This is a genomic window from Streptomyces sp. NPDC001933 (assembly GCF_042890955.1).
Classification (GTDB): Bacteria; Actinomycetota; Actinomycetes; order Streptomycetales; family Streptomycetaceae; genus Streptomyces.
In genome coordinates this window covers 1-23,656 of record NZ_JBIASS010000043.1, presented here as the reverse complement: position 1 = coordinate 23,656, position 23,656 = coordinate 1, and the positions used below count along the sequence as shown (strand labels likewise).

Annotated in this window: 20 protein-coding genes and 6 pseudogenes; 12 read left to right on the top strand and 14 right to left on the bottom strand. The window is 68.5% G+C overall.

The features are described 5' to 3' along the window. The first annotated feature begins 220 nt into the window (after positions 1–220). A complete protein-coding gene (locus ACFYY7_RS42330; protein WP_388670821.1) occupies positions 221–790 on the top strand; it encodes an integrase core domain-containing protein in 570 nt (189 codons plus the stop codon). A gap of 102 nt (positions 791–892) precedes the next feature. On the opposite strand, the pseudogene ACFYY7_RS42325 reads toward ACFYY7_RS42330, so the two are convergent. After that, positions 893–1,810 (bottom strand): annotated as a pseudogene (locus ACFYY7_RS42325) (LysR family transcriptional regulator); the annotation flags it as partial. 114 nt (positions 1,811–1,924) lie between these two features. Between ACFYY7_RS42325 and ACFYY7_RS42320 the strand changes: the two are divergent. Beyond that, positions 1,925–2,452, top strand: a complete 528-nt coding sequence (locus tag ACFYY7_RS42320) for a DapH/DapD/GlmU-related protein (protein ID WP_388670818.1) — start codon at positions 1,925–1,927, stop codon at positions 2,450–2,452. A 118-nt stretch (positions 2,453–2,570) separates the two neighbouring features. Here ACFYY7_RS42320 and ACFYY7_RS42315 read toward each other — a convergent pair. From ACFYY7_RS42315 to ACFYY7_RS42295, 5 genes and pseudogenes are all read right to left on the bottom strand, one after another. Then, positions 2,571–2,834 (bottom strand): annotated as a pseudogene (locus tag ACFYY7_RS42315) (transposase); the annotation flags it as partial. Positions 2,835–2,930: 96 nt separating this feature from the next. Then, entirely contained in the window at positions 2,931–3,398 is a 468-nt protein-coding gene (locus tag ACFYY7_RS42310) for a hypothetical protein (RefSeq protein WP_388670815.1), read from the bottom strand. A 527-nt stretch (positions 3,399–3,925) separates the two neighbouring features. After that, a complete protein-coding gene (locus ACFYY7_RS42305) occupies positions 3,926–4,417 on the bottom strand; it encodes a hypothetical protein (RefSeq protein ID WP_388670812.1) in 492 nt (163 codons plus the stop codon). Between the two features lie 6 nt (positions 4,418–4,423). Then, positions 4,424–5,377, bottom strand: a complete 954-nt coding sequence (locus ACFYY7_RS42300; RefSeq protein ID WP_388670809.1) for a hypothetical protein — start codon at positions 5,375–5,377, stop codon at positions 4,424–4,426. 101 nt (positions 5,378–5,478) lie between these two features. Next, entirely contained in the window at positions 5,479–5,640 is a 162-nt protein-coding gene (locus ACFYY7_RS42295) for a hypothetical protein (protein WP_388670806.1), read from the bottom strand. Positions 5,641–5,681: 41 nt separating this feature from the next. On the opposite strand from ACFYY7_RS42295, the pseudogene ACFYY7_RS42290 reads away from it, so the two are divergent. After that, positions 5,682–7,278 (top strand): annotated as a pseudogene (locus tag ACFYY7_RS42290) (RHS repeat-associated core domain-containing protein); the annotation flags it as partial. Between the two features lie 28 nt (positions 7,279–7,306). Continuing rightward, entirely contained in the window at positions 7,307–7,858 is a 552-nt protein-coding gene (locus ACFYY7_RS42285) for an SMI1/KNR4 family protein (RefSeq protein WP_388670803.1), read from the top strand. On the opposite strand, the gene ACFYY7_RS42280 is transcribed toward ACFYY7_RS42285, so the two are convergent. Then, positions 7,761–8,174 carry a protein kinase gene (locus tag ACFYY7_RS42280; RefSeq protein ID WP_388670824.1) on the bottom strand — a complete coding sequence of 138 codons (414 nt, stop codon included), beginning with the start codon at positions 8,172–8,174 and terminating at the stop codon, positions 7,761–7,763. The genes ACFYY7_RS42285 and ACFYY7_RS42280 overlap by 98 nt on opposite strands. 557 nt (positions 8,175–8,731) lie before the next feature. After that, positions 8,732–9,625, bottom strand: a complete 894-nt coding sequence (locus ACFYY7_RS42275) for an NADP-dependent oxidoreductase (protein WP_388670800.1) — start codon at positions 9,623–9,625, stop codon at positions 8,732–8,734. Between the two features lie 69 nt (positions 9,626–9,694). On the opposite strand from ACFYY7_RS42275, the gene ACFYY7_RS42270 reads away from it, so the two are divergent. Next, positions 9,695–10,300: a TetR/AcrR family transcriptional regulator gene (locus tag ACFYY7_RS42270; RefSeq protein WP_388670797.1), complete on the top strand. Its 606-nt coding sequence runs from the start codon at positions 9,695–9,697 to the stop codon at positions 10,298–10,300. 850 nt (positions 10,301–11,150) lie between these two features. Further along, positions 11,151–11,504, top strand: a pseudogene (locus ACFYY7_RS42265) (DoxX family membrane protein); the annotation flags it as partial. A 189-nt stretch (positions 11,505–11,693) separates the two neighbouring features. Here ACFYY7_RS42265 and ACFYY7_RS42260 read toward each other — a convergent pair. Then, positions 11,694–11,762: pseudogene (locus tag ACFYY7_RS42260) on the bottom strand (hypothetical protein); the annotation flags it as partial. Positions 11,763–12,434: 672 nt separating this feature from the next. On the opposite strand from ACFYY7_RS42260, the gene ACFYY7_RS42255 reads away from it, so the two are divergent. Both ACFYY7_RS42255 and ACFYY7_RS42250 read left to right on the top strand, forming a co-directional pair. Beyond that, positions 12,435–13,271: a transposase gene (locus ACFYY7_RS42255; RefSeq protein WP_388670794.1), complete on the top strand. Its 837-nt coding sequence runs from the start codon at positions 12,435–12,437 to the stop codon at positions 13,269–13,271. Positions 13,272–13,321: 50 nt separating this feature from the next. Beyond that, entirely contained in the window at positions 13,322–13,507 is a 186-nt protein-coding gene (locus tag ACFYY7_RS42250; protein ID WP_388670791.1) for a hypothetical protein, read from the top strand. Between the two features lie 177 nt (positions 13,508–13,684). On the opposite strand, the gene ACFYY7_RS42245 is transcribed toward ACFYY7_RS42250, so the two are convergent. Genes ACFYY7_RS42245 through ACFYY7_RS42230 form a run of 4 tightly spaced genes read right to left on the bottom strand, consistent with a single transcriptional unit; the run spans position 13,685 to position 18,166 of the window. Beyond that, a complete protein-coding gene (locus ACFYY7_RS42245; RefSeq protein WP_388670787.1) occupies positions 13,685–15,169 on the bottom strand; it encodes an AMP-binding protein in 1,485 nt (494 codons plus the stop codon). Then, positions 15,166–16,392, bottom strand: coding sequence for a thiolase family protein (locus ACFYY7_RS42240; protein WP_388670784.1), 1,227 nt, complete (start codon positions 16,390–16,392; stop codon positions 15,166–15,168). Before ACFYY7_RS42240 ends, ACFYY7_RS42245 begins: the two co-directional genes overlap by 4 nt. Further along, positions 16,389–17,321, bottom strand: coding sequence for a fumarylacetoacetate hydrolase family protein (locus ACFYY7_RS42235; RefSeq protein ID WP_388670781.1), 933 nt, complete (start codon positions 17,319–17,321; stop codon positions 16,389–16,391). The genes ACFYY7_RS42240 and ACFYY7_RS42235 overlap by 4 nt, the downstream gene beginning before the upstream one ends. A 53-nt stretch (positions 17,322–17,374) precedes the next feature. Further along, positions 17,375–18,166, bottom strand: a complete 792-nt coding sequence (locus tag ACFYY7_RS42230; RefSeq protein WP_388670778.1) for a cyclase family protein — start codon at positions 18,164–18,166, stop codon at positions 17,375–17,377. Between the two features lie 142 nt (positions 18,167–18,308). Here ACFYY7_RS42230 and ACFYY7_RS42225 point away from each other — a divergent pair, with 142 nt between their 5' ends. From ACFYY7_RS42225 to ACFYY7_RS42210, 4 genes and pseudogenes are all read left to right on the top strand, one after another. Next, complete coding sequence (locus tag ACFYY7_RS42225) at positions 18,309–18,917, top strand: TetR/AcrR family transcriptional regulator (protein WP_388670775.1); 609 nt, start codon at positions 18,309–18,311, stop codon at positions 18,915–18,917. A 336-nt stretch (positions 18,918–19,253) separates the two neighbouring features. Continuing rightward, positions 19,254–20,033 (top strand): annotated as a pseudogene (locus tag ACFYY7_RS42220) (Helicase associated domain protein); the annotation flags it as partial. Positions 20,034–20,192: 159 nt separating this feature from the next. Continuing rightward, complete coding sequence (locus ACFYY7_RS42215) at positions 20,193–20,843, top strand: RNA polymerase sigma factor (protein WP_388670772.1); 651 nt, start codon at positions 20,193–20,195, stop codon at positions 20,841–20,843. Beyond that, positions 20,836–21,822, top strand: coding sequence for a CU044_5270 family protein (locus tag ACFYY7_RS42210; protein ID WP_388670769.1), 987 nt, complete (start codon positions 20,836–20,838; stop codon positions 21,820–21,822). Before ACFYY7_RS42215 ends, ACFYY7_RS42210 begins: the two co-directional genes overlap by 8 nt. 408 nt (positions 21,823–22,230) lie before the next feature. On the opposite strand, the gene ACFYY7_RS42205 is transcribed toward ACFYY7_RS42210, so the two are convergent. Beyond that, positions 22,231–23,133, bottom strand: coding sequence for an ATP-binding protein (locus tag ACFYY7_RS42205; protein ID WP_388670766.1), 903 nt, complete (start codon positions 23,131–23,133; stop codon positions 22,231–22,233). Between the last annotated feature and the right edge of the window lie 523 nt (positions 23,134–23,656).

Sequence of the window (23,656 nt, the reverse complement as noted above, 5' to 3'; positions counted from 1 at the left end):
CACGACGAGGGCGCGGTCGAGGCGCTCCAGCCGGAGCGCATCATCCTGCTGCCCGACGGTGTCGAGGACCTGTGGGGCGCGGACTACCAGGACCTCGTCACCCTGACCTGAGCAGCCGTTGTCGTACCGCTCAAGTGGCTTGTCGATCGAACGGGCGTTCCCGATGGGGTGATCGCAAACGGGGGCATGGAAGCAGGGCCTCCTGCGCAGCTCGTGGGTGTTGAAGTCCTTCGAGCACCAGGAGGCCCTGTTGTTGCAGCCTTGCGTGTTCGTGTGGCAGGAGTCCAACTCGGTTGCCCGGTCGTGTGATTGCCTCGCGCACCTGTACAGGAATGCCGCCGACCACGGTGAGCGCGTGCGACGGCACCCGTCCGACATGACGGATGAAGAGTGGACGGCGGTGCGCGAGCAGCTGCCGGCGGAGATCGTAGTCGGCGCGGCCGTCGGGCCCGTACTGGCCGTCCTTCGTGATCAGCATGCCCCGGTGGCCCGTCCCTCAGGTGTCCGGCCGGAGGAGCCGTGCCGGTCGGCCCCCGTCCGCCAGAGCATGAGCGCGGTCGGCAGCAGCGCGGACAACGCCGCCGCGGAATCGTTCAACGCGACCTTCAAAAGAGAGACGCTGAAGGGGCGAAAGGGCTGGTCAAACGAAAATGAGGCCCGCCTCGACGCCTTCCGATGGCTGTCTCGCCACAACATGCGACGTCGGCATTCCCGGCTCGGCCAGCGATCCCCGATCACCTACGAGAACACCTTCCACTCAACAGCAACTACCCTGACCCGAGCCGCATAGACGTGCTCAAGATCCGGGGTCAAGGCCCGGCGTCGATCCGGTTCAATAGCCGGTGGATCCGGTCCGGGCCCGCATGCCCGGCCTCCTCCGCCAGCGTGTTATCCAGTCCGGTGCCCACACGTCGTCCGGGGTGCGCAGCCTTGAGGTGCGCAGATGGTCGCGTAGCGCGGTCAGCACGTGGTGCTGGTCTCCGATGCGGGAAAGCAGCACGTGCGTGTACACCGGGGTCGGTTCGCGCAATGGGATGCGCCGCAGGTCGTGGGTCTGGGGCCACACGTACCGGTCGCCGCTGCCGACGAGGGTGGCCAGCGAGGCCGAGTCGGCCAGCGCGTCCATCAGGGCCTCGTCACCGAAGTCGGGGCCGAGCGCGTCGATGCTCAGACCGAAGGCCTCGGACAGCCCCTGGTAGAACGTCGCCCACTCCGTGCCGGGCCTGATTCCGGGGATCCAGATGCGGTGGCCAGCCAGGTCCGCAGGCCTGACCCAGGGCGCGTCCGCCAACGGGTGGTCGGGTCCGATCAGGAGCTCCAGGGGTCCGTCCAGGAGTCGTTCGGCCCTGATCCCGGCCGGGACCTGGCCTGTCGGCAAAGCACGGAAGGACGCATCGACAGTCCCATTGAGTACCGCGTGGGTGGCCTGGGCGGCGTTCTCCTTGCTCAGTGTGACGGCTTCGAGGTTCATCTCGGGGTGGGAGCGGTAGAACCGGTAGACGGCCTGGGCAGGAGCGATGCGCCGGTTGAGGACGTCGACGCGCAAGGGCCGGCTACCGGGGCGTACGGCCTGCTCGGCCTGCGCGACGGTGGTCAGGACCTTCTTGGCGTGCGGCAGGAAGACCTGCCCATCCAGGCTCATCCGGGAGCCTCGGGAGGTGCGCACCAGGAGCGTGACCTCGAGGTGCTTCTCCAGGGTCGCGATCCGCTTGGAGACCGCCTGCTGGCTGATCCCGAGCTCGTCCGCCGCCGCCTGGAACTGGCCGGTCTCGGCGACGGCCACGAACGTCCGCATCGCTTCAACATCCACACTCCCACCCTAATTTCACAACGGTTGGTTGTCGCCGGCTGGTCTCGAGGTTGTTTGATCGCGGGTTCTTCAGGGTGGTGGGATTAGCGCATGTCTACTCGCACAGATCAGACCATGTATGTCCAGAAGCCCGAGTTCGCACGTCATATGGAGCGAGTTGTGGAGGTGACCGACGCGACGTCTCGGCTGAACGTGCTGCCGTTCAGCGACGGCGAAGGTCGTGCTGAACTGCTTTCTGTTGTGTTCGGTGGTCCGCTCCCGGAGTCGGTGACGATCTACCCGCCGTTCTTCACCGAGTGCGGGTTGAACACGACGTTCGGGGAGAACGTCTTCGTCAACCAGGGATGCACGTTCATGGACAAGGGCGGGATCCGCATCGGCAACGATGTCATGATCGCCCCGAAGGTCAATCTCATCACCGGGGGGCACCCTCTGCCCCTCGCCGAGCGCCGCGAGTACCTCTCCTTCGCCCCGATCGTCATCGAAGACGGCGTCTGGATCGGTGCGGGCGCAACGATCACGCAGGGAGTGACCATCGGTGCCGGCGCGGTGGTCGCTGCCGGCGCGGTGGTCACTCGCGATGTTCCTGCCCGCACCTTGGTCGCAGGTGTTCCCGCCCAGGCCATCAAGACGATTGGCTGAGCCCGGCCGGGCCGCCGGCCCGGGGCGAGCAGCACGTCAGCATCCTGATCCTGATGCCCGATCACGCCCGGCTGACCGACCAGCAGTGGGACCGCATTCGTCCGCTGCTGCCGACCAGCGGCTCGGCGCCTTCCGTTGAAGGGCGGCTCGGACGGCCGGTCCCAACCGGACCGCGCGGCGGCGCGCTGCCTGGAGAACCGTTCTGCGCGCGCAGGTTCCTGAAGCCTCTCCGGACTCGGGCGGGCGTGGGCTTGTTCGGCTGGGTCGGCTTCTCCCAGGGCCGCCGAAGGTCGGTGGTCAGCGGGCGGGCAGGCCGGAGCTGGGCGCAAGCCGCGACCACCAGCCACGTCCACCGGTCGGCGGCTCCCGAGCTGCGAAGCCGAACGGCAGATCAGGCTGCTGATCAGCTTGGCGCATGCGCCGAGGGGAGCGCGTCCGCCCCGCACCGCTCAGTGCGGGACGGACGTATCGCGCGATGTCAGCTGCAGAGATGGCCCCATGCATTGTTGGGACGCCAGGTCTTCTCGCCGACGGACGCACCCTTCCAGCTGAACGTCGCCACTACGCTGAAACTCTGCCCTGGCCAGGCGCACGGGTTGACGGTGCTGGTGCCGGTCAAGTCCTCGGTGCCGTGCCAGCCGTCGTAATCCTTCGCGGAACGCACCGTCACATAGCCACCGCTGCTGCTGGTGCGTTGAAGCTTCACGTTGGTGACCTTGACCTGGTAGCTGCCGCCACCAGCGACGTCGGTGATCTTCGCCCGCGCCCGGTAGGTGTTGGCTGCCTCGTCCCACCAGACGGTGGCGCAGCGCTTGACTGCGGTGCCGTAGCAGTGCCAGTCGCTTGCCGCGGATGCTGACGACGGGGTGAAGACGACCGACGCACCGAGTGCCCCGGCGACCACCGCGCCAGCAGTGCAGAACCGGCCCGCACGCTTGAGCCCCATGATTCCCCCTTTTGATCTGCCAGTGATTTCGAGAGGGACCTTATCCAGCAAGTCAGAGCAACAGCCGGGGCGAGCGTGGCGGTTGCTCTGCTGTGACGAAATCAGCGCATCTGCGACAAGATCGGCCTACTCCTGATACTCAACGCGCCCCAGTGCCCCACCGCTTGCCACCGAAGCGGCGGATGCGCTCCAGCGGTCCGGGCCAAGATGGCACGTCGCAGTGCTGGCACTGGACCTTCAAGTCCAAGGCCGGAAGCGCTGCCTCGCGTTTCACCATCTCAAGCTCGAACTCTTTACGCACCAACTCATCCATTTCTCGACCCACTCCTGGTCCTTGGGTGGTACCGGGCACTGACCGATCTGCAAACTGCGGCAGGGGTGTCGTCTGCCGGCACCCCGGATTGCTCCTGAGGTCCGAGGTTCGTTCACGTCGTCCCACGAGTCCCGGGACCGGTGGGATCTTCGCAGGCAAAGGCAAACTGGGTGCCTTTGTTGCGGTTTCCGTCCGTTTGGGTGCTGTTCCAGTTCTACGTGGTGCGCTGCGGCCAGACCTGGAGCAGGTAGTGCTCCGCGATCGGCTCGTCGTCCTGCACGCCATCGGGGTTGATGTCCCGTCCCCGGGCGCGCAGTCGCAGGCGGTACTTGCCGGGTCCTGCGTGAGCGAGGTTGGTTTCGTACGGCTCTTGCGGGTCTTCGCCGGTATTGCCCATGAGGGCGGTGTAGCGGAAGTCGCCGGTTGATGAGGTGAGGCCAGTTTCCTCGGTCTCGTCCCACAATGCGGGGTCCGGGCCCGGGTCGGCGTCGGTCTGGAAGACGGAGAGCAGGATGGTTCCGCAGTTGATGCCGGCCAGTACGCACGCGATGTCCTTGCAGGACCCGATCAGGCCTGCGTTCTTGTAGGCGTGGTCCAGTGCGCGTTCCATACGCTTTTCCGGGACTTCGGTGCAGTTGCCGTCGGGGGCGATGTAGAACTGTCCTTCATCGACGCGGACGGGCCAGGGGCCGAAGAGCCGAGTCATGGTTGTCTACTTCTTTCCGTGCATCCATGTCTGGACGAGGTAGTCCTCGCCGTCGGCTGTGCGGCGGGCGTGGACGCGGATGCCGTACTGGCGCGAGCCGTGCAGGGCGGATTCCTCGTGGTCCTTGGTGGGTCTGTCGGCTGTGCACAGGAGCAGTTGGCCGGTGGTGGAGCGGACGACGGCTTCGGCGGTCTCGTCCCATGGAAAGGGATCGGGTCTTGGTTCGCGGTCGGCGGGGTGCAGGGTGACCGTGATGGTGCCGGTCGATGCTTTGGTGGTGATCAGGGCCCAGTCCTTCTCGGTGGAGATGAGGCCGGTCGGCTGCGGCCTGGTCTGCGCGTTTGGGTCCTGCAGGGAGAACGTCCCGTCGGTGGTGTTCACTGTGAGGGGGCCGACCCAGTCGTCCAGGGACCACTTCGCGCCTCGCTCGGTCATCGTCGCGAGTCGGGTGCGCAGTGTGTGGCCGACGGTGTCGGTGGCCTTGTGCACGGTCTCGGGGGCGGCCGGGGCGGGCCAGATGTGGAACAGGTAGTGCTCGGCGGTGGGCTTGGAGTTGCGGCGCCAGCTGGCCCCGGGCTGGGAGTCGCGGCCCCTGGCGTGCAGGCGCAGCCGGTAGGTTCCCGGGCCCTGATGCGCGACGTTGAGGTCCATGGCGTGCTCGTAGGACCCGATGCGGGCGTAGCCGGTGGTGGAGGTGAAGGTGGTGTCGATGACCTCGTCCCAGTCGCTGATGTCGAGGGTGGGTTCGGCGTCGAAGAGGCGGGTGTCGAGGTGGACGTTGCCCTTCTTGATGCCGGTGTGGATGGCGGCGGCGTTGTTGGTGACCGCGATGAGCCCGTTGACCGGCTCGCCGAGCGGCGGCTGGATGTCGGGGCTTTCGTCTGCGTCCGGTTCGGTGGGGTCGATCTCGAACCGGCCGTTCTCCACGAAGAGCGTCATGGACTGGAACGCGTGGGTCATCGCGGCCACCCTTCAACTTGGTTCGGGCAGAGCCCACGTGGCGGTGGTGACAGTGTGGCGGTCTTCCGATGCTGGGACCTGGGGAGCCGGTTCCTGCAGGGCTACTTCACCTTTCCGAAGAAGCCGTCGCCATCCATGATCCGGTTGTTCCCGTAGAACTGGTTGAGCCGGGTTCCCGCCTTGCTGTTCTGCTTGGCGTTGATCATGCGGTGGCTGCTCAGCTTCTTGGATTCTTCCTTGCCGCCCTCGCGGGTTGATGCCATGGGGTACTCGTCGCGGGGCTTTCCCTTGGGCCGCGTGTGGGACCACGGGCGACTACGAGTCGCTGACAGTGTCAGGACATACGTTCTCCTTCACCCACGACACGGGCGGGAGATCCGGCGCAGTCTCGACGACCGGTTCACGCTCGCCTTCGGCTGGGACGAAGCCGGTCAGCTCACCGGCCAGACCCTTACTACCGTCGGATCCCAGCAGCCCACACTCCACCGTGCCTACACCTACCGCAAGGACGGGCACCTCACCGCCGTCACCGACCAGCACACCGGCAACCGGGACTTCCTCCTCGACCGGGCGGGCCGCGTCACCACCGTCCGGGCCGAAAACTGGACAGAACAGTACGTCTACGACGCAGCGGGCAACCAAACCCACGCCTCATGGCCCGGCCAACACCCCGGAAGCCAGGCGCGCGGCCCCCGCCCCTTCAGCGGCAGCCGACTGACCGGCGCCGGCGCCATCCGGTACGAACACGATGCCCAGGGCCGCGTGGTCCTTCGGCAGAAAACCCGGCTGTCCCGCAAGCCCGACACCTGGCGCTACACCTGGGACGCGGAGGACCGCCTCACGTCTGTCACCACCCCCGATGGCACACTCTGGCGTTACCTCTATGACCCGCTCGGACGGCGCACGGCCAAGCAACGACTCGCCGCCGACGGCACGGTGGCGGAAGAGACCCGCTTCACCTGGGACGGCACCACTCTCACCGAGCAGACCACGCTCGTCGCTGGCTCGGCCGAGGCCGTCACCCTCACGTGGGACCACGACGGCCAGGCCCCTCTTTCCCAGACCGAGACCAAGTCACTGACGGCCACGCCGCAGCAGACGATCGATCAACGGTTCTTCGCGATCGTCACCGACCAGGTTGGTACCCCGATCGAACTCGTCGACGAAACCGGCACCGTCGCCTGGCGGTCCAGAGCCACACTGTGGGGCACCACCACCTGGAACCAAGACGCGACCGCCTACACGCCTCTGCGGTTTCCCGGCCAGTACTACGACTCCGAGACTGAACTCCACCACGACTACTTTCGTCATTACGACCCGCAGACCGCCCGCTACCTCACACTCGACCCACTCGGCCTGGACGCCGCACCCAACCCGTCCACCTATGTCGACAACCCCACACCCTCACCGACCCTCTGGGCCTCGCAACCTGCGACGAAAGCGACGTCAGCTGGGGCGGACGCGTACGGTACGGACGCCCAGGGCCTGGGGGAAGCGCAACGACGATGCGCGCCACGATCGAAGGCGACATGACCGGCGGGCAGACCAACCCGAGCGCCACGGTGCCGGGATATGAGAAGTAAAAGAAGCTGAACAAAACCCACCTGCTCGGCGCTCAGATCGGCGGCTCGAACAAAGACCCCCGCAACTTCGTCACGATGCACCGGTTCGCCAACTCCCCCGTCATGCGGAAGATAGAAGACCAGATCCGGGAAACAGTCGACATAAAAGACGAGACAATCGAGTACACGGTCACGCCCGTTTACCGGACCAACGATCCGACCGACATGGTGCCCCTCGGTCTCACAATCGAAGCCACGGGCAACAAGGGCTTCAGCTTCACACTCTACGAAGGCGGCTCCAGCACCAACACCATTCTGAACGTTGCAAAACGTATCTGAACCACCCTGCACAGGAGAGAGACCCGCCATGCACCCGGACGTGGAACGCCTCACCGCACTCGTCGCACCCCCCGCCCCGCACCGCACGGTGGACTGGGCAGCCATCGAGGAGGAACTCGGCATCCCTCTGCCGACCGACTACCGGCAACTCGTCGAAATCTACGGCGGTGGCGTCTTCGACGAGACAATCTGGCTGCTGGACCCCGCCTGCCCCGACGATGACTACAACCTTGTAGCTCAAGCCGTCGAGCGGGCCGACACCCTCGAAAAGCTGTGGAAGACCGAGCCCAAGCCCACCCAGCTTGAAACCTCCGGAGCCAGGGCCCTCCCCTGGGCCTACATCGAAGGCACCGGAGCGATGCTCTACTGGTTGATGAGGCCCGAGGTCGAGCCGGACAGCTGGACCGTCATGTTCAACGAAGGCCGAGGCCCCCTCTGGGAACACCACGACAGCTCCTGCGCAGCCTTCCTCCTCGCCATCCTCACAGGAGAGGCAGACACCGAGTACTTCCCCGATCTCCCCGCAGACGAGCACGAATTCGACTCCAACGACGACATCCTCGAATATCCGGAACTCTGACGCGCGTTCTTCCAGGCGTACCCCCCGCGACCAGTGGCCGACCGGCCGTACTCGGCTGCAGAATGGCCCCGTCAGTGACGAGGATGTTGGACGGCTTGACGTCCCGGTGTATAATTCCGGCATTGTGTGCGCCATCAAGTGCGTCACACATCTGCACGCCCCATCGGGCAGCGTCGGGCAAAGCGACGGCACCCCGGCACAGCGTCGCGTCCAGGCCCTCGCCTCGGACCAGTTCCATCACCAGGAACGGCATTCTGTTGTCCCCCGCGCCCGTTTCGCCGAGGTCGTGGATGGTCACGATGTTGGGGTGCTGCAGCTGGGCTGTGATCTGTGTCTCGCGCAGGAACCTGGCACGTGCCTGATCACCGCGGCTTCCCCACCGGCGAGCAGGGAGATCACCTTGACCGCGACGGGCCGACCCAGCGTCTCATCCTGTGCCTCCCATACTTGCCCCATTCCGCCCTCGCCGAGCTGTCACACCAACCGGTAGCGACTTCCGAGGAGTTGGTCTCGCACTGCTGCGCCTCCCTCGTTTCCAACATTCCTGTGCCTCCTGCTGGCGCACTGGCGCGATGGGGATCATGACGCGACCGTGTACGTGACGTGCCCCTTGTCCAGCCCGCATGAAGGTAGACGGCCCGGTCATCAGCTTCGGTCCCAGAACGAGCGGGCGCCCGTCCAGGGCGACGCCGCCGGACTCGTCGCAGTCGCCGCGAGGAACGCGTCCACGGCCGCGTGACGACGATTTGTAGTTGACCCTCCCGATCGATTGCCGGCCCCGCTGGGACTTGGGCCCGCTGTCTTCCGATGAAGTAGCGAGATCCTGGCTGGCGTCGCCCTCACTTTCCGCTTGAGGACGACGCATAGCTGGCTTCAGACGACCAGAACCCGGCGCCCGCGCGTGTGACCGGCCTGGCTGTCGATGTGCGCCGCAGCGGCCTCGGCGAGCGTGTAGGACTTCTCGACCGGAAGGTGGAGCTTTCCCCGCGAGATGAGGCCGACGGCCTCGGCGAGCGCTTCCGGCACGCTCCCGGCCACGCCGGAGAATCGAACACCGAACTCCGGCGCGGCGAGGTCGGCGATGGAGATCACCTTCTGCGCATCCCCGGTCAGCTCGACGAGCTCGCGGATCACGCCCGAGCCGGCCAGATCGAGAGCCGCGTCGACATGGCCGAGCTCCCGCACCCGCTCGACCCAGCCCTCGCCGTACGTCGTGGCGACGGCACCCAAACTCCGCAGGTAGTCCTGGTTCGCGGCCCCAGCCGTGCCGATCACCGTGATGCCGCGGTCACGGGCGATCTGCAACACCGCCGATCCGACTCCCCCGGATGCACCGCTGACCAGCAGCGTCTGCCTGGCCTGCACACCGACCTCGCGGATGATCCGCAGCGCGGTCTCCACCACGGAGGGATACCCGGCCGCCTCTTGGAACGTCAGTCCCTCGGGCATACATGCCCAGGCCGACAGCACGGCGAACTCGGCATACGTGCTCGAACCTTCGCCGAACACGCGGTCGCCGACCTCGACCCCTTCGACGCCCTCACCGGCCTCGTCCACCACCCCGGAGGCGTCCAGCCCGACTCCGGAGGGCAACTCGATCGGATGGGCCCCCAGGACCTGGCCTTCACGGATCCTCCAGTCGACGGGGTTCACGCCCGCCGCCCGCACGGCGATGCGTATCTGGCCACGGCCCGCGTGGGGCTCCTCGGCATCTATGAGTTGCAGGACGTCCGGACCGCCGAACTCGGCGAAGCTCACCTTCTTCATGCAGCGACCGTAGCACTAACTGATAGCGTTTTGGACTCGTTATGAATTTGCACCTGATAGTGTGAGCGCATGACCGTGCCGACCGGACGCCGCGAACGCAAGAAGGCCGTGACCCGCCAGAAGATCGCTGACGCCGCCCTGCGGCTCTTCCTGGAATGCGGGTACGACGCGGTGGGCATCCGTGACGTGGCCGCCGAGGCCGACGTGGCCGTCACCACGCTCTTCTCTCACTTCGCCTCGAAAGAGGCCCTGGTGTTCGAGCAGGACGACGACTTCGAGCAACGCCTCATGCGGGCGGTCACCGGCCGGGCGCCGCACGAGCCGCTCATCCCCGCGCTGCGCCGCGAGATCCAGGCCCTGGTACGCCACTGCACGGCGGACAGCGCCGCCCCGATCCGGCGCATGATCGACGAATCACCTGCCCTGCGGGAGTACGAGGAGTCGATGAGACTGCGCCACGCCGAGTCGCTGGCAACGGCCATCGCCGCCGATCCCGACCTGTCACGGACCACAACGGCCTGCCGGGCGATCGCGAGGTTCGTGATCGACGCCTATTCGCTGGCCCGTGCGGCGGCCGACCCGAAGGCCGCGGTGGACGAGATCTTCCGGATGATCGAGGCGGCCTGGAAGGTCACCTACCCCTCCACAAACTCCACCGGCACGGCCGGACCGTAGTCAGAACTCGACCCCGCCCGGTGCCGATTCGCCGAACCCCAGCGGCAGAGCGGATCAGTGCGCGAACCGACCTTGATCGTTCTGTACCGATGGCCCCCATGGCCGCATAGCCCTGCCAACGGTCCGGCTGCGGCCGACCCCCATGAGCAGAACCAGCCGATGCCCTTCGGGGCCACCTACCGTCCCCCATCGGGGCCAACAAAACTTCTTCGCAAGCTGCTGACCACCGGCTACTGAATGCTGCGAGGCCACCTATCGGTCTTCGTCACAGGCCGGAAGCGGCGGCGGTGTTGCCGGAGGCCGGGAGTTCGTTTCCCGGCCGCGCACATCGCAATGGGCCGGCCTGCCAGTGGCCTGTTGCTGGTTGATGTCAGTCAGTTCCCAGCGTCCTTCGCTGAAGTCGCAGACTCCGTTCTCGCATCGCTGCTCAGTGAGGGCGTCGTGGGTCATGCACAGAAGGTCCTCGATGGCGCAGGCCCGATCCGGAGCGAGCCGTGGGCGACGTGCGGGTACGGCCTACCGACACCGGCCCAGACGCCCTCCTGCACGTTCCCCTGACTTCTCCGGGCGGCTCCGCCCACCTCGCCGCTCCGCCGCCTGGGACTGCACGGGACCGCCTGCACCGGGACCGCATCGTGCCGGGCCGCTGTCGTACGACAGCGGCCGATCATCGCGGCGAGGACATCACCGTTCAGAACCACAGGACCGCAAGGCTGCCGAGCGCTCCGCGAAGGGGTGCGTCGCCGACCGTCGATCACGGGCAATACTTGAAGTTTCACGCATCCGCTACCGTCAGATGCTTGAACTCTCAAGTAAGCCTTCTCGTTCTTCTCAGAAAGATCCGTTCAACATGGCTCCGACCCTCACCCGTTCCCTCGATTCCCACTCCGGCGTCACCGAGGGCACCTCGCCGCACGCCTACGACGTCGGACTGCTGGTCATCCGCGTTGCCCTCGGACTGACCGTCGCAGCCCACGGTGCGCAGAAGCTGTTCGGCTGGTTCGGCGGCGGAGGCCTCAAGGGCACCGGCCAGTTCTTCACGATGAGCGGCTACCCCTCGGGCGAGACGATGGCCGCCATCGCCGGACTGAGCGAGATCCTCGGCGGGCTCGGCCTGGTGCTCGGCCTGCTGACGCCGCTCGCCGGCGCCGCCGTCCTCGGCACCATGATCAACGCCCTCGCCGTCAAGTGGGGCGGCGGCTTCCGCCGGCGGCAGCCAGGCGACGGCGGTGCGGTTCGTCGGCGGGACGGCGAGGACGTCGCCGGGTGCCGGGGCCGGCACGGGACCGACCTGCCCGACGAGGGTCTCGTCGAGTCGGTCGATGCCGCAGGCGCGGTCCCAGACGACCTGGCCGTCCGCCTCGAAGAACACCACCCGGTGCCAGGGGATCTCCCCGCCCGGTACGAAGTCGCCGAGCAGGACCCGCTTCGGAGGGGCCCCGCGCTCGGCGATCCCCATCACGAACCGCTCGGGGTCGAAGCGCGGGTCCCAGAGCACCCGGTGGTAGATCTCGTCGCTGGTGTGCACGTCAGCACCTGCCCTCAGCTATCAGGGTGACGCGCGCCCGGTCGGCCCTGCAATTCGCGCCCGGCCCGCCCCGACGGCAGGAGAGCGAAAGACAGCGGCGGATTTCGCCCCGGACTCCCACCTCGGACACCGAGGTGGCTCTGGTAGTCCCAGCCCGTCTCCTGGTCCAGGTCCAAGAGCCGGAACTCCAACGCCTCCCATATGTCGTCATGAAGATCCCAATAGGGGTACTCCGTCACCAGCTCTGGATGCACCACACAAGGACGTGGGACGTAGTTCTTCCACAGCTCAGCCGGGCATGGCGGAGTCTCCAACACCTTCCCGACCAAGCCCGCCTCTCGCCATTGGACGTGCGGAACGATCCAACGATGGCCGCTGTGCTTCCGTGGGCACCACAGAACTTGGAGTAGATCGCACCCTTCGGGAAACGGGACGGTGCCAGGAACGCTGGTGCGGTAGATCTGCACGACAGGCACCATCGGCGACCCCTCGCGCTCGGAGCACAACGGCCAGACCTCCTCGGCCGGCCACAGCAGCGGGCCTCCGACCGAGCAGGTCGACGGCCTGACCGTCCGGCACGGTCGTCGCAGCACTGGTCTGCAGACGGTGCTGGAGCGCCTGGCGGTGATGCTCGCGGGCCGGGCGGGTGCCCGCCTGTCCCACGCCCTGGCGGCCGGGGTGAGCCGGTCAACGCTACTGCGGTTGATCCGCCGCCTTCCAGAGCCCGAGACCTCGACGCCGCGGGTACTCGGGGTCGACGATTTCGCACTGTGCAAGGGCCACAACTACGGCACGATCCTGATCGACATCGAATCCCGTCAGCCCATCGACCTGCTGCCGGACCGAACGACGTCGACGGTCGCCCGGTGGCTCACCGACCACCCCGGCGTCGAGGTGATCTGCCGAGACCGTTCCACGGCCTATGCCGAGGCCGGACGCCTCGGTGCTCCCGACGCGGTCCACGTCGCGGACCGCTGGCACATCTGGTCGAATCTCGCCGAGGCCGTCGAGAAGACAGTCCTTCAACACCGCGCTCTGCTGCGTGAGCCGCACGACTCTCCTGCGGCCCCGGATGCCGCGGTCATCGACAAGGCGGACCTCAAAGCACGCCCTCCCGCACAGCCGCGGACAACCGGCCGGCTCTCCGACCGGGTCCGGGAACAACACGCTGCCGTCCACGCCCTCCTCGACCAGGGCGTCGGACTGCGTCCGATCGCCCGCCAGCTTGGGCTGGCCCGCAATACGGTCCGCCGATACGCCAACGCGGCGAGCGCGGACGAGCTCCTGGTCGGCCGGTGGACCGGCCGGGCCAGCATCCTCGACCCCTACAAGCCCTACCTGCACCAGCGGTGGACGGAGGGCTGCACCGTCGCCCGCCGCCTGTTCGAGGAAGTACGCGAGCGCGGCTATCCCGGCGGCGAGAACGTCGTGAAAAGTACGTGACCAAGCTCCGCGAGAACTTCCCGCACGACCCGCCCCGCAAGGCGCCATCCGTGCGAAACGTGACCAGCTGGCTCACCCGCCATCCCGACCGTCTCACCGACGACCAGGCCCAGCAGCTCAAGGCGATCCTGGCCCGCTGCCCCGCACTCGACCGAACCGCCCACCACGTCCGCGCATTTGCCGAGCTCATGAACAACCGTCAGGGCCGGGACTCGACCAGTGGATCACGAGTGTGAAGACCGATCCTCGCCGCCTACACCCAACTCCGTCTCGCCCGCCCGTTGGCAGCCGATCTCCGACGGCCATGGGAGAAACCGAGCGTGAGGCCGGCGCGGGAGCACGCGCCAGGGTGCGCTCGGCGCCGCCCCTGTGTCATCTGAGGAAGTGGGGCGGTTTGCGCGCCCGAGCCCCGTTCAGGGCTGGTTGCGGAGTTTCTTCTTGTCGATCTTGCCAAGGGTGGTGAGGGGCAGCGAATCGGCGAGATGGAGCAGTTTCGGGGTCCAGAGTGCGCCCTTGTGGGCGCGGACGTGGTCCGTCAGATCGGCTGGGGTGGCCTGCTGTCCTGGGCGCAGGACCACGGTGGCGGTGACGGCTTCGCCCCAGTGCGGGTCGGGGGTGCCGTAGACGGCGCTGGCGGCGACGGCCGGGTGTGTGGCGAGGGCGTCCTCGACCTCGCGCGGGTAGACGTTGAATCCGCCGGTGATGATGGTGTCCTTGATCCGGTCGATGATTGTGATCAGGCCGGTGTCGTCCTCGCGAGCGACATCGCCGGTGTGCAGCCAGCCTCCGTCGAGCGCGGTTGCGGTCAGTTCGGGCTTGTTCCAGTAGCCGTCCATCACGAGCGGTCCTCGGACGCACAGTTCGCCGGGCTCGCCTGCCGGTACGTGCCGGCCGTGCGGGTCGAGCAGGGCGATCTCCACGCCGGGCATCGGCCGGCCGCAGCTGCCCAGGACGTGCGGGTCGTCGCGGTGCTGGGCCGGGTCCAGGACGGTCAGCGCGTTGGGGGCCTCGGCCTGGCCGTAGTGCTGGCTGAGTACAGGGCCGAGGAGCCGGTGTGCCTGGGCGAGCCGGGCGGGGGCGGCGGGGGCGGCACCGTAGAGGACCCAGTTCAGCCCCGACAGGTCGGCTGCAGGGAGGCGGGGGTGGTCGAGCAGGGTGTACAGCATCGTGGGGACGACGAACGTGGCGCTCACGCCGTCGTGTTCGATCGCGTCGATGACGCGGTCCGGGTCGAAGGAGGGGTGGAGTTCGAAGCCGGCGCCGTGGAGCAGGCCGGGGGCGACGAGGAGCCCGGCGGCGTGCGACATGGGGGTGGTGATCAGGAAGTGGGTGTCCGGTGGCCAGGCCCAGGTGGAGCAGGCCCAGGCGTTGGCGAGCAGTGAGCGGTCGCGCAGCATCACGCCCTTGGGTTCGCCGGTCGTGCCGCCGGTGTAGAAGAGGTAGAGCGCGGGGCCGCGCGGGTCGTTCGGGCCGGGGTGTGTGTCGGCGGCGATTCGGTCGAGTTCGGCGAGGGTGATCGCCTTGGTGCCGTCGGGGCGGGCGCGGGCGGCGAAGCGGGTGTCGTCCACGACCAGGTAGTCGGACGCGCTGTCGCGCAGGACGGTCCGGTCGGTGTCTGCGGTGGCCAGCGGGTGCAGGGCGGTGTAGCGCAGTCCGGCCAGGCAGGCGGCGGCCATGACAGTGAACGCCTGCGGGTTCGGGCCGCACAGCAGGGCGAGCCCGTTGCCGGGCATGAGGCCCAGTCGTCCGAACGCGGCCGCGGTGCGTTCGATCCGTTCCGCGGTCTCACCGTAGGTCCAGGTGTGCTTTGTCCCGTCGTCGCCGGTGAAGCGGAAGGCGGTGTGCTCGGGCCGCCTGCGCAGCGCCGACAGGATCAGGTCCGCGTAGCCGGGTGTCATCGGGTCCTCCCCAGGATGGTCACGGCGGCCACCGCCTCCTCGATTCCGTAGAGGCCGCCGCCGTTCTCGGCGATGGCGATGCGCGCGTCGGGGACCTGGCGCTCGCCCGCCCGGCCGCGCAGCTGCGTGACCAGTTCGAAGACCTGCGCCAGTCCGGTGGCGGAAACCGGGTGGCCGCGCGATTCGAGTCCTCCGGACGGGTTCACCGGAACGGTGCCACCGAGCGCGCCGGCGCCCGAGGCCGACCATGGGCCGCCGTCGCCGATCGGGCAGAAGCCCAGGTTCTCCACCTGCTGGATCTCGCCGAAGGCAGTGGCGTCATGGACCTCCGCCACGTCGACGTCCTGCGGGCCGATGCCGGCCTTCTCGTAGGCGGCGAGCGCGGCCCGGCGGCCGATGTGCCGCCCGGCGTCGTCCGGCGCCCGGTCGGTGCCCGACAACAGGACACTGCTCAGTACCGCCACGGCCGACTCGTCGCGGGTGAAGTCGGCGCGCGTCACGACGACGGCGGCGGCCCCGTCGCTGACCGGTGAGCACATCGGCACCGTCAGTGGCCACGCAACCCGCCGCGCCGTCAGGATCTCCTGCGCGGTGAATGCTCGACGGAAGTGGGCCCGGGGGTTGTGGACGGAGTGGGCGTGGTTCTTCGCCGAGATCGCGGCCAGGTGGGCTTCGGTGGTTCCGAAGCGCTGCATGTGGGCGCGGGCCAGGGAGGCGTAGATCTCCATGAACACCGACCGGTCGCCGTCCACGGTCAATTCGGGCGGCAGGGGGTCGGTCAGGGCGGTGAGCGCGGCCAGGGTCTCCTCGCGGTGGGCGATGTCCATGGCCCCGTCGAACACCGCCAGCCCCTGGGCGGGCTCAGCGCAGACGAGTTTGTCCACGCCGACGGCCAGGGCTACGTCCGACAGGCCCGCCCGTACGTGGGCGATCGCCAGCCACAGGGCCGTGGCGCCGCCCGCGCAGGCGTTCTCCACATTCACCACGGGTGCCCCGGCGAACCCGTGCGGGCGCAGGGCGACCTGGCCGGGGATCATGTGCTGGCCGTCGATCGCCTTCTGGCTGACCGTGGCGTGGAAGACTGCGCCGACGTCGGCCGGGGTGAGTCCGGCGTCGCGCAGTGCCTCGTGTGCGGCCTGGCCGGCGAGGCCGCCGGCACTGCGATCGAGGTGGCGGCCGAAGGGGGTGGCGCCGACGCCGAGGATGAGTGCTTCGCGGTTCATGACACCACCCGGTTGCACAGCACGCCCAGGCCGGAGACTTCGAGTTCCACGGTGTCGCCGGGTTCCAAGTAGCGGCCGTGCTCCAGTCCGCAGCCCGTGGGCACGGTGCCCGAGCACAGGACCTCTCCGGCGTGCAGCCGGGTCGACTGGGAGGCGAAGGCGATCATGTCGGCGAAGGTGTGGTGCATGTCGGCGGACGTGCCCCGGCTGACCTCCTCGCCATTGATGCGGGCGGTCATCGTGAGCCGGTACGGGTCGCCGAGCTCATCGGCGGTGACGATCCACGGGCCTAGGACGTTCGAGTCGGTGAAGTCCTTGCTCTTGCTCAGGCCCAGCCCGGTGGCGATCTCCTCCAGCTGGGTGTCGCGGGCGCTGAAGTCGTTGAAGATCGTGTAGCCGAAGATGTACGACGGAGCGTCCGCTGCGGGGATGTCCGTGCCGCCGCGGCCCAGCACGCAGGCGAATTCCAGCTCGTAGTCCCGCACGGAGGAGTACGCGGGCCAGTGGATGTCGTTGTCGTGGCCTGTCACGGAGAGCCGGTTGGTCACGTAGTACAGCGGGCGTTCGAGCATGATGGCGGGCAGTTCGACCTGGTCGGCCGGGATGCCCTGGATCCGGGAGCGGGCGTTGCGGAAGTGATCCATGAAACTGCCGAAGTCCCGGATCTGTACGGGCCTGGGCAGCGGGGAGAGCCAGCGCACCTCGGATGCGGCGACGACCGCTTCGGGCGGGGCCTGTGCGGCGAGCCGCTCCAGGGTCTGTCGCGCGGGTTCGCCGCCGTCGATGATCGTCTGCATGGTGGTCAGCGCGGGGGCGTGCTCGCCGGTCACCAGGCGGTGGGCGCGGTCGAGCAGCAGCAGGCGCTCGCCCTGATCGAGTACGAGCGCGGTCCGCTCGATGCGGTCGTGCTCCACGGTTGCGAGTTTCATGGCCGGTTCCTCTCCTCGGCAGGGTGCAGGGGTCGGTCTGCGGGGATCGGGGGTCAGACGAAGGCCACGACCCGGGCGGGGGCGGCGCTCGCGCGGGCGATCTTGATCGGGAAGAACGCCACCCGGAACCCTGACGGGGGCAGTGCGGCGAGGTTCGTCACCTGCTGGACGATGAAGACTTCCCGCTCGCGGCCGGCCCGGTGGCCGTCCCACAGCACGGAGTTGTCGCCGCTGGCGCGGAACTTGCGCGCCATCACGGGGAAGCTCAGGTCCCAGCCCGCAGCGTCGGTGCCCAGGACCTTGGCCCCGAGGTCGGCCAGGAGCAGCGTCGAGTCGCGGCTCATGCCCGGGTAGCGGAAGAACTCGGGGTCGGACAGCCCGTAGCGCTCCTGGCCGGTGCGCAGCAGGACCGCTCCGCCGGCCGGGACCGGGGCGCCGTTGTCGGCGAGGGCGGACTCCAGCGCCTCGACTGTGATCGGGGCGTCCGGTTCGCACCGGCCGCGCAGGTCCAGCACGAGCGCCTCGCACCACAGCTCGTCCAGGGCGATGTCGGTGATGGTGCGGGCGGGCCTGCCCTCGCAGGTCGAGCCGTAGTGCAGCGGGGCGTCGACGTGGGTGCCGAGGTGGGAGTTGAAGTCGGTGAGCAGTTCCGCGCCCCAGCCCTCGCCGTCGGGCAGGTCCTCGACGCTGCAGTGCATGGCGGCGGCGAACTGGTCTCGGCCCTCGCCTGTCGGGTGCGCGTAGGCCACGGCCGGCGCGATCACCGGGGCGAGCGGGCGCAGCTGCTCGGGGAGCCGCTCGCGGTCGGCGGGGTCCAGCGTCCTGGTGAGGTCGATCAGTTCCATGACGAAACCTTCCTTAGTTATTGGACGCTCAGCATAGAACTGGACCGATAACATAGGCAAGAGCCTGCCGGCCCCCGGCGCCGCCCGGTCGGCGTGACAGAATCGGCCGTGTCAGGCCGCCGCAACGTTGGGAAGGAAACCCGTGGGTGCGACCCGCAAGCAGGAGATCTCCGCCGAGACCCAGCGCCGACTGGTGGCCGCCGCGTGGGAACTCGCCGCCGAGGGCGGGTCCGCCGCGGCATCCGTCCAGGCCGTGGCGGAGCGCTCCGGCATCAGCCGGGGCTCCGTGGCCTGGCACTTCGGCTCGAAGGACGGGCTGCTGAAGGCGGTGATCGAGGAAGCGTTCCGATGGGGCACGGACTTCATGCGCGAACGCCTGGCCGTCGCCGGGCCGGACGCCGGAATCGAGGCCTTGATCGAGGCGAACTTCGCCCTGATGTCCCGGCCCCAGGCGCACATCTTCTCGACACTCCTGATCGAGGCGGTGAGCCGCGAGTCGGCCCTGCGCACGACGTACGCCGAGGAGTACGCCAAGATCCGCGGCCTGTACGCCGACCACCTGCGCGCGACCGGTGCGCACGTCACCGACCCGGAGGCCGTCGCGGCGGCGCTGCTCGGCGGCACCCTGGGAATCAACATCCAGCACCGCCTGGACCCGGCCCTGGACCGCCGACGGGCTGTGACCGCGATGACGGGCATCTACACCGACGCGCTGTCCGGAACCAGATCTGACACCCCGTCCGGCACCTGACCCGCACCTGCTTCCGGGACGCGCCGGGCGAGGTCGGGGACCAGGCCCGCGCGGCAAGCGCCCGAGGCTCCAGGCGCAACCGCGCGGCTGTACGGGCGTCCCGCCCCCGGATGCCGGTACGGCCGGGGCCTCGGTTGCCGCCGTGTCAGCCCGGCCCGGCCTCGGCTGGCCCCAGCGGCGACGCCGCCGTAGTGCACACCTCTGGCCGGCCAGGACCTTGCCCGCGGAGCATGGCCGGCGACCACCTGCCAGGGGTGGCAGCATTTCGCCACCACGCCTTCCCCGGACCCCCGGCCCGGACCCGGCGCGCAGCAACGAGGAACGTCTCGCCTACCAAGCTCGGTGAAGGGACTGGGCGAGGGTGTCAATACAGCGAATTGTGACTCCGTTGCATTCTGCGATGCACGGGGATCGGTGATCGATATCGTGCAAACGGCCGGACGCGCCCTGCGAATCAAACCCGGTCAAGGGAAGATCGCTTCCCTGACCGTTCCCGTATTCCTCGATCCGGGTGAAACACCGGACGGAATGCTGACTTCGGAGGCCTACGGAACCCTCGCGAAAATCCTCTCAGCGCTGCGGGCACATGGCACCGAAACGAACGATCACCTCGCCGATCCCCTTATCCGAAGCAGGAGTTGGCCCCCGGAGCGAGCCGAGGAAGGCGAGGCGGAAGCTGAGCGGGAAGTGTCGGAGGGTGAGCGGGGGCCGAGTGTGCCCGCCCGGGAGCTGCTGAAGTTCAGCACGCCCAGGGACCCGGCGTTGCTGGCGCGGTTCGTGAAGTTGCGGGTGATCGAGCCGGAGAACACGTTCTGGCGGCGCGGTATCCAGGCATGCGTGCGGTACGTGAAGGAGACCGGGGCGCAGCAGTTGCGGATGCCGTACGGCTACGTCACCCCTGATGACTGGGTGCCGGCCGGGTTCCCGCTCGGGACCTGGCTCGCCGACCAGCGGAAATCCCACAAAGCAGGGCGTCTTACTGCGGGGCGGGTCGAACAGTTGACCGGGCTGGGAATGGTCTGGTCCCACCAGGACGTCGCATTCGAGGAAGGACTGACGGCTGCTCGTGCCTGGGCGAGGGTGCACGGGCATCTCCTGCCTCCGGCAACTGCGACCGCCGGGTGACGGAGGGGACCAATGCGCCGCCGCGTCGGGTGCCGGCACACGAGCGGGCCCTGCGCGCACAGGAACGGGAACCCGAATCGGGCCATCGGCGAACAGCGGGTGACCATGCCCGCGTCTTCGAGGGAAAAACATGAGCCTAAGAGGCGACCGATGACCGTTTCACCGAGCGTCGGAGTCCACCGTGCCGAGGGCACGAACGAGCGGCCGGACTCCGACGCCTCGGTGATCGAACGGTCCTGGGACGAACCCGATGCCTTCGCCGTGCTGTTCGACCGCTATGCCGACGACATCCACCGGTACGCGGCCCGGCGGCTGGGCGCCGACGTGGCGGACGATCTGATGGCGGAGACCTTCGTGATCGCCTTCCAGCAACGGCGCCGCTACGACCTGTCGAGGGCTCAGGCGCGCCCGTGGCTGTACGGGATCGTCACCAATCTCGTCGGTGAGCACCGAAGGGCCGAGGCGCGCCATCTCCGGGCGCTGGCGCGGGTCGCCGCCGGCGTCCCGGACGAGGCAGGCGCCGAGCCGATGGCCGAGCGGGTGGCCGACCGGGTCACCGCCGAGAGCGCCCGAGGTGCGCTGGCGGGCTGCATCGCCAAGCTGCCGCCCCGCTATCGGGACGTGCTGCTGGTGATCGCCTGGGGTGATCTCGACTACGCGGAGGCCGCGGAGGCCCTGGGGGTGCCGGTGGGCACCGTCCGCTCACGGCTGCACCGGGCTCGAAGGAGACTGCGCGACGCATTGGGCGGGTCCGATCCCACAGCCCTGCAAGAGTTCCAGGAGGAGCCCGATCATGGATGACCTCACCTCCGTGAAGGAGTTGGAGGCGGACACGCCTCCCCTGACCGCCGAGGCCCGTGCCGCCGCCCGCACCCGGCTGATGACCGCCATCGGCCGGGAGAGCCGCAGGGGGGTCGCTCTCGCTCTGCCCAGGCGGACGGTGTTCCGTGTCGCGGTGGCCGCGACGGTCGCCGCGGCAGCGGCGGGAACCGTACTGGTGGCCTCGGGGAACGGCGGGGACCCCCGTTCCCCGAGGATGACCACCCTCAGCGCGGCGCAGGTGCTGCACAAGGCCGCGGACAGGACGCGGTCCACCGGTGCCGGCCTGCCGATCCCGCGGAACGACCAGTACTTCTACACCAAGACCTACATCACGCGAACCCCCGTGAAGGGCGGGAAGACCAGGACGTGGACGGACGAGAGCTGGCTGTCGGTGGACGGCTCCAGGCCCTCGCGCCGACAGGAGCACGGCAAGATCCACAACGATCCCCCACTGGGCGAGCACAAAGTGCAGTGGCCGCCCAATGAATACGCGAAGCTGCAGAAGTGGCCGACCGACCCCGACGAGCTCCTCAAGTGGCTCGGCCGCGGGCGCGTCGCGGTCGTCGAGCCGTCCGGGGCGAAGGGGGGCAAGGCCGGCGGGCCCGCGCCCGACCCCGACCGGATGGTGTTCGTGGAGGCATGTCTGCTCATGCAGGGGCCGCGGGTCATGCCGCCCGGCCTGCAGGCCGCCGCTTTCGAGGCCCTGGCGAAACTGCCACGCATCAAGGTGGACGAGGACGAGGTCGACGCTCTGGGCCGGCACGGGGTCGGGGTGTCATACCCCCACGTGACCTTCACCTTCGTCTTCGACCGTGAGACCTACGACTACCTGGGCATTCGTCTCAAGGGCAGCAACGCGAAGCGCGTCGACGGCGAGTGGCGGCAGGTCGACAGGTACTTCGAGATGCGCAGCAGTCAGGAGGTGGGCGTCGTCGACCGGATCGGCCAACGTCCGTAACCACTCGAAGGGCCCGTGGTGACGGGAGGAGGGGCCGGGGGCGTGTCGGACGCCCCCTGGCCCGGCCGTGGCCGACGAGGAAGCTGACGGCCTCCTGGGAGGGGCCGGGGCCCCGCCCGCGGGCGGGGCCCCGGCCTGCCGAGCAGTGCAGGGGAATGACGGACGGACGGCAACGTGCTGGTTGGGGCAGAACGACCAGTTCTGGAGCACCACTGATCGGGTAGCCCGGGGTTCGGGGCGGAGTGTCCGACGGGGCGGGGGTGAGAAGTGCCAGTAGCTTGTGGGTGCGGGCCCGGGTCGCCTCCCTGACAAGTCGCGGCCAGGGGCTCGCGTCCGTCATGCGGAAGGGCTGGACCCGTGGGGTCCAGCCCTTCGTGCTGCCGGTGGTGTGTCAGTTATGCGTCAGGGTCAGTCTGCGCGCTCGCGCCATTGCGCGGAGTTGCCCTGCACCTCGGCAACGCTCGGGTGACGCACGGCGTCCAGCCCGTCATCGGCGAGAAGATCGGCGATCAGGGCCGCAGGCCCGAACACTTCCGTGGCGCTCAGGTCCCAGTCGGTCAGGACGAACCAGGAACCCTCCACGGGCCACCAGTGCGCGGGGAACTGGATGCCTGTGGTTCGGTCGGGCCATGTGCTGGCATCGTGGTGAGCCAGTGCCTCATCCAGTCGGCCCCGGCGGGCCGGGATCGGCCGGCCGATGTCCTCGATCGCCGCCTGGGCCCAGTAGCACTCCGTGCGATGGCCTTCTGGGCTGTGGCGGGCGAGGATCTCGACCAGGTGAGCCAAACTGTCGCGGTCGATCTCCCCCATGTCCGGCCTCTCAAGGTCTTCGGGCAGGTCCAGCCTCTCAAAGACCCTGAAGGAGGGAGTGAACTGCCAGTCCTCCAGGCGTTTGCCGACGTGCGCCAGCACGTCGTTCCACCGAACTCGTTCCCCCCTCACTGTGACGGCGTGCAGGACCCAGCAGCGGTCCGGGAAACCCTCCTGGGGCTCGTAGCCCGAGACGGCCTCATCTCCGTCCAGGACCGGACGCATACCGCCCAGCGAATCGTCATCCGGCACCAGCTCCAACACAGAATCCCTCGAGACTTCGATCACGCATATGACGTTCTGCAACCAGTCGAGGTTAAGTGACAAGCTCAGTCCGGGTTGGGGAAGAGGGATTTCCTGGGTGGTCTGAAGGCGGTAGGACCCGGTGCCGGTCTGGATCGGCGTGCAGCGGAAAGTAATCCGGTCGGCGATGGCCGCGCAGAGGCGGGCGTCGCCGAAGATCTTGTCCCACTCGGTGAACGGCGCAGGGCGCCCCGGCAACGGCCCCAGCCTGACGAGCAGAGTCAGGAGGGCCTGGAGCAGCGAATCATCGCCCTCGGGCTGGAATGGGCGGCGGAGCCGAGGGGGCGCGGAAGCCGCCGCCGCTACGGGCGGGAAAACACGGTGAGCCACTGCCCCGGGGGTGGACCTCCCAGGCTCCCAGCTCCCCTGCCGCAACGCGCCTGCCTGGGAAACTGCCCTCTCAGCCCCAGGCATCCCAGACATTTAAGGGCTATACGGACTGCGGGCTCCCAGATCGTTGGAGGGGAGCTGGGAGCCTAGGAGATGACTATGACTCACCTCCTGGGGTGGGTGGGAGCCGCACGGCGCGGCACGGGCTGGATGATGCCGAGCGAACAGCCCCGCGCTACGGCCTCTGGCTGGCCGACCCGTGGTCGGGCTTCGGCGGCGGTCTCCGCTGTGTTCGGTGACCGAACTCGCCGGTCTTCTGGGAGTACGTCGACGAGGGCTGAACCCTGAGAGGACACCGCCACCGCGGGCATCAGCGTGCAGTCCACCGGTG